Here is a 3038-nt window from a genome sequence, read left to right as displayed (position 1 = left end):
GAACAGCACGAAGCGCAGGCGCACCTGCGCCTTCTGGAAACCGCCGTATCCCGGCTCAACGACATTGTGCTCATCACCGAGGCCGCACCCATCGATGGCGCCGGCCCGCGCATCATCTTTGTCAACGACGCTTTTGAGCGCCGTACGGGTTACACGCGTGAGGAGGTGCTGGGAAAAACACCACGCCTGATGCAGGGCCCCAAAACGCAGCGGGACGAGCTCGACCGCATCAAGGCCGCACTGGAAAAATGGCAGCCGGTACGCGCGGAGCTCATCAACTACACCAAGAGCGGCGAGGAAGTCTGGCTGGAGCTCGACATTGTTCCGATCACCGACACCAAAGGCCACTACACCCACTGGGTCGCGGTGCAGCGCGACATCACCCAGCGCAAGCTGGCAGAGCAGGCACTGGTAGAAAGCGAGCACCGCTACTCGGCTCTCTTTGAAATGGCGCCAATCCCGATGTGGGTTTTTGACGCCGAGACCTATCGCTTCCTCATGGTCAACGAAGCCGCCGTCAAGAGCTATGGCTATACGATGGAAGAGTTTCTGTCGATGACGATCTACGACATTCGCAGCGAAGCAGAAGCTCAAAACCTCCGGACCCAGCACGCCGCCTCGCCTTTGATCGTCAAGGAACGCTGGGAGCATCGCCGCAAAGACGGGTCATTTTTCACTGCCCGCCCTTTTTCAACCTCGGTGCGGTATGCCGGCCGCCCGGCGCGTTTTGTCCTGGCGCTGGATATCTCGGCCCAGGTCAAGGTTGAAAATGAGGTCCAGGAACACCTGTACACCTTGCAGCGCGCCGCCGACGCAGCCCAGGCCATCACCTGGCATCAGACGCTTGAAAGCACCATGCACGAGGTGGCCGAGCAGGCCCGGGGGGTGATAGGCGCGCACCAGGCGATCGTCAGCCTCACCGTGAACAGCGACTGGGGGCAGGCCATCAACGCCCTGTCGCTTTCCGAAAAATATGCGAAATACCGGGACATGATCGAGCCGCCCGACGGCACCGGCATTTACGCCCTGGTCTGCCAGACCAACCGGTCCATGCGCATGACCCAGGCCGAGCTGGAGGCGCATCCGCGCTGGCACGGCTTCGGCAGTTACGCCGACAAGCATCCAGCCATGCGCGGCTGGCTGGCCGTGCCGCTGACGGGCCGCGACGGCAAAAACATCGGGCTGCTCCAGCTGTCCGACAAATACGAGGGTGAGTTCACGCAGGAGGACGAATATGTGGCGCTCGAACTGGCCCAGCTCGCGTCCATCGCCATCCAGAACTCTCGCCTGATCGAGGAGGTCAGCCAGCTCAACACCGGACTGGAGCAGAAAGTCGCCGAGCGCACACTGGCGCTGGAGCGGCAAGAGGCGCTCTTCCGGGCGCTGGCCGAACAGGCGCCCCAGGTGGTATGGACCAGCGACCCGGACGGCGCGGCCACCTACTTCAACCGAGCCTGGTTTGACCTGGCGGGCGGCAAGATGGAGGACTGGACCGGCACGCAGTGGTTTACGGCCATTCATCCGGACGACCTCCCCGATATCAGGGCCCGCTGGCAGGTCGCCCGGGAGACGCGGTCGCAATACTCGGGCATACGCCGCGTGCTGGCCAGGGACGGCGTGCACACCATGTCCTACCGCGCATCGCCCGTGCTGGACGAACGCGGTGAAGTGGCCTTTTGGGTGGGCATTGACGCGGACATCACCGAGATCAAGGCCATTGAGGCCGCCCTGCGCCTGTCCAACCAGGAACTCGAGGCATTTTCATACTCCGTGTCGCACGACCTCCGCTCGCCGCTGAACACCGTGGACGGCTTTAGCCGCCTGCTGGGCAAACACCTGGGGGCCGATGCCGGCGAGAAGGTGACGCATTACCTGGCACGCATCCAGGCCGGCGTGGCGCAGATGGGGCAACTGATTGAAGACCTGCTGTCGCTGGCGCAGGTGTCGCGCACGCCCCTGAACAACAAGGTGGTGGACCTGTCGGAGCTGGCCCGCATCATCCTGGACGAATGGCGGGTGCGCGACCCCGAACGCAAGGTTGCGGTGAACATCGAAAAAGGGCTGAAGGCGCACGGCGACAGCCGGCTGGTCCGGGTGGTGATGGAAAACCTGATCGGCAACGCCTGGAAGTTCAGTGCCCAGCAACCCCTCAGCGAAATCACCGTAGGCTGCCAGCTTGATGCAGCGGGGCTGCCGGAGTTTTTCGTCAGGGACAATGGTGCCGGCTTCGACATGGCCTATGCCGACAAGCTCTTCAAGCCGTTTCAGCGCCTGCATGCCGTCGCGGAGTTTCCGGGCACGGGCATCGGGCTGGCCACCGTCAGCCGCGTGATCAAGCGGCATGGCGGCAGGTTGTGGGCCGAGGCGGCGCCCGGCAAGGGGGCAACGTTCTTCTTCACCCTGCCCACCGCACCGCTGTCCCCCTGACGCTGGCAGTGCCCGTTGGTGTTAGTTGATGCTTACTATCATTTTCTATGAAGCGATTGAGTCGAATTGATTAAAATGCCCAAAATGAAACACTCCAATCCCCGTTCGGTCTGCCATGGCGCGTGAACCCAAGTCCTTCGAGGCCGCGATCACGGCTGCGGATTTCTCCAGCGAGGATTACTGCGGCACCAGCTATGCAGCCAAGCTTCTGGGGCTCTCCGTTGCGACGGTGCAGTCCCTGGTTGAAAAAGGGGAAATCGAGGCGTGGAAGACGCTGGGTGGGCACCGCCGCATTGCGCTGCAGTCCATCAACGCCTACCTGGCCAAAAACAGCCCACAGCTGTCCCGTGTCGACACCGACCCCAAAAGCCGCCTGCGGGTGCTGATGGTGGAAGACGACGAAGACACCCGCGAGCTGTACCGCTGCCAGTTTGAAGACTGGGACCTGCCGGTTGACTGCACCTGGATGCCATCTGCCCTGGAGGCCATGATGGATATCGCCAGCATGCGGCCCGACCTGCTGATCACGGACCTGTCCATGCCCGGCGTGGACGGCATTGAGATGCTCAAGACACTCAAACGCAACGTGCAACTGGCCGACATGCAGATCG

2 protein-coding genes are annotated in these 3038 nt (G+C 62.6%); both read left to right on the top strand.

The window, feature by feature from the left end; translation table 11 throughout:
• Positions 1-2427 (top strand): PAS domain-containing sensor histidine kinase (locus AC1DWI_RS18015; RefSeq protein WP_477725359.1); only part of this gene is annotated, 2427 nt, incomplete at its 5' end.
• 115 nt (positions 2428-2542) lie between these two features.
• A partial coding sequence (locus AC1DWI_RS18010; RefSeq protein ID WP_477725358.1) for a response regulator occupies positions 2543-3038 on the top strand: 496 nt, incomplete at its 3' end.

The organism is Polaromonas sp. P3_C2, assembly GCF_056402675.1.
The sequence above is the reverse complement of the archived record's forward strand: the minus strand, read 5'-3'. Positions and strand labels throughout refer to the sequence as shown.